The sequence below is a fragment of the Gammaproteobacteria bacterium genome, assembly GCA_003696665.1.
GTDB lineage: Bacteria > Pseudomonadota > Gammaproteobacteria > Enterobacterales.
Genome location: RFGJ01000185.1, coordinates 1 through 3,004, shown reverse-complemented (window position 1 = coordinate 3,004; position 3,004 = coordinate 1). Strand labels below are relative to the sequence as shown.

Below are 3,004 nucleotides of genomic sequence, written 5' to 3'. Positions count from 1 at the left end.
TGGTGACAATGTGATTTATGAGCACCATCTGTATGCTTCTGGTTATCGTCATTTAGGGCGTGTGATGGGCGCCAGTTGGGACAATGATGCGGCGACCGTCGCGTTGGGGCTGATGGGCAGCGACCACCAAGCCAACGAATGGTCAATACAGCTGGCATGGCTCGACTTAAACCGGGATGGCACGAACCGACAGCCACCAGCCGGGAATCCGGTTACGCCGACCGCGGTCGAGTTGTGGCAGTTGGATGTGACATGGCGGCGCTATTTCCCAGGGTGGTTTGTTGAGGTTGCTGCGACTGGGCGCACGGAGCCGTTACCGGCTTATCAGGAAAGTTATGAGGCGTATCGCACCGGTGGCTTTGGCCCAGACGCAGGTGATCGATACCGTCTCTTTGGTCGAATTTATTATCGTTGGTGATCTGCTTCCTATTCTTCTGTGTCAGGCATTGGCCCATCGTCGGTCTGCAGTGGCTGTTGTGACAGCCACTGCAGAATTTCATAGTAACGCCGAATATTGTCAACGTATTGCACTGGCTCGTAACCGCGCGCAAAACCGTGTTTGACAGTTTTGTAATAACGTTTTTGCGACAGCAGCGGTAAAAATGCCTTCACATCCACCCATTTATCCGGATTTTTGCCAAACCGCTGCGTCAGTACGCGAGCATCTTCCAGATGCCCCAAGCCAACGTTGTAGGCCGCCAGCGCCAGCCAGGTACGATCGGGTTCAGCGATGCGCTTTGGCAGACGGCGTTTGATGCTGCTGAAGTAACGCGCTCCTGCGAGAATGTTCTCTGCTGGGTTTAGTCGGCTTTTGACGCCATACTGACGAGCAGTGGGGAGAGTGAGCATCATCATGCCACGCACGCCTGTGGGTGACTTGGCGCGTGGGTTCCAATGGGATTCTTGGTAACTGATGGCAGCGAGCAATTGCCAATCTAGGCCATTTTCATGTGCTGCCTGTTGGAACAACGGTTTGTATTTTGGCAGCACTTGGCGTGCGGTGGCCAAGAATGCTTTCGTGCCCACATAGTCAAAATCGTCTAAATGACCGTAATACTGCTCGATTAGCTGGGAGAGTGTGCCGTTTTCTTTTAGCTCATGAAAAAAATCGCCAACCGCGCGAGGCAAGCTGTCGTCAATGTCGCGGCGAAATGCCCAGGCCAAAGGCTGCTTCTCGGCCACTGTGAAGGCCACCACGAGATCGGGGTGATAGCGTCGGTGCAGCGCTAAATCGTTACTGTCAATAAGCATATAGTCGATGGACTCATCCAGTACCATTTGCACCAGATCGGCGATGTCGTATTGTGTGGTTTCATGCCAACTCAGCCATGGATGCGCACTTTTTGCCCGGCGCAGCAGTTCGCTGTGGCTGGAACGGGCTAAGACATAAAGTTGACCATCCAGCTGGTCAAAGTTTCTTGGCCAAAACTTTCCCTGTTTGAACACAAGTTTCACCGAAACGTTTTGATACGGGACACTGAATTTTAACCGGCGAGTCCGTTGCGGGGTGATGGCCAGGCCAGCGGCAAGCAAGTCAACACTGCCATCGGCGAGTAACCGAAATAATCGATCCATATCATCGACGGCAATGACCGACAGTCGCACCCCCAACCGTTCGGCAAACAGTTTTGCCAGATCGTATTCCAGGCCAGCTGGCCCGCTGCCAGCAATGTAGTATGTGGTCGGCGAAATGCGTGTGGCAATGCGTAACTCACCGCGTTGTTTGATGGCCTCCAGGCTGTTTTCTGCCGGTTGGCATCCCAGCTGTAGGGTGAGCAAAGCGAGGAGTGTGAATCTGGTCAGAAAACGAGCCATAGAACGCATCAAAGTAGCCCTTTCTTCACCTTTCCAGTATCATTGGCGCCATCCGAGCCGACCAATGTCATTAGCTAGAGAGACGCCCATGTTGATTTTGACTGGTGCCCCCGCGCTTTCTCGTTTTCGCCAAAAGAAACTGCTCGCCGAGTGTCAGGCGATTACGCCGAAAATCAAACAGGTTTATGCCGAATTCATCCATTTTGTCGATGTTGAAAATCCTTTGTCTGAACAGGAACTTGCCATACTCGACTCACTTTTGCAATACGGCCCGAGCCGAGCATCCCAACAAATCGACGGCGCTGAGTGTTTGGTGACACCACGGATTGGCACGATTTCGCCTTGGTCATCTAAAGCCACAGACATCGCTCAAAATTGTGGCCTTCATCAAGTGCGTCGTATCGAGCGCGGCATACGTTATGTGTTCAATGGCATTACTGAAATTCCGGAAGCGTTGAAGCCACTGATCCATGATCGCATGACGCAGTCCATTCTGGAGCGCGCGGAGGACGCTGAAATTCTGTTTGCCAAACAATCACCCCAACCGCTCAAAACGGTGGATGTCATTGGCCAAGGTAAGACGGCGCTGGTTGAGGCAAACCGAAATTTCGGTTTGGCCTTGGCGGACGATGAAATTGACTACCTGGTCGATCAGTATCAACAACTTGGTCGTAATCCGACTGATGTTGAGCTTATGATGTTTGCGCAGGCCAACTCTGAGCACTGTCGTCATAAGATTTTTAATGCCTCATGGACGATTGACGGCGAAGACAAGCCGTTGAGCTTGTTCCAGATGATCAAAAACACTTATAAGGTGTCGCCGGATGGTGTGCTTTCCGCCTACAAGGACAACGCGGCCATTGTTGCCGGCCCGACCGCAGCGCGGTTCTTCGCCGACAGTAATGGCATCTACCGCTATCATACTGAACCAGTGCACATGTTGATGAAGGTGGAAACGCACAATCACCCCACAGCCATTTCACCTTACCCAGGGGCGGCCACAGGCGCAGGTGGAGAGATTCGCGATGAAGGGGCGACCGGTCGTGGCGCCAAGCCGAAAATTGGCCTGACTGGATTCAGTGTGTCGAACTTGCATATTCCTGGCTATGAACAGCCGTGGGAAATCCACACTGGTAAACCGGAGCGAATTGTTTCTGCGCTTGACATTATGTTGGAAGGGCCGATTGGC

The 3,004-nt window shown here is 52.7% G+C and carries 3 protein-coding genes; 2 read left to right on the top strand and 1 reads right to left on the bottom strand.

Annotation, left to right across the window (positions count from 1 at the left end; genetic code table 11):
* Positions 1–418, top strand: a 418-nt coding sequence (locus D6694_05385; GenBank protein RMH44858.1) for a hypothetical protein, incomplete at its 5' end; no start/stop codon positions are given.
* 8 nt (positions 419–426) lie between these two features.
* Here the strand turns inward: D6694_05385 and mltF are convergent.
* Complete coding sequence (gene mltF / locus D6694_05380; protein ID RMH44857.1) at positions 427–1,824, bottom strand: membrane-bound lytic murein transglycosylase MltF; 1,398 nt, start codon at positions 1,822–1,824, stop codon at positions 427–429.
* 79 nt (positions 1,825–1,903) lie between these two features.
* Between mltF and D6694_05375 the strand changes: the two genes are divergently transcribed.
* The coding region (locus D6694_05375; GenBank protein RMH44856.1) for a phosphoribosylformylglycinamidine synthase at positions 1,904–3,004 on the top strand (1,101 nt) is incomplete at its 3' end.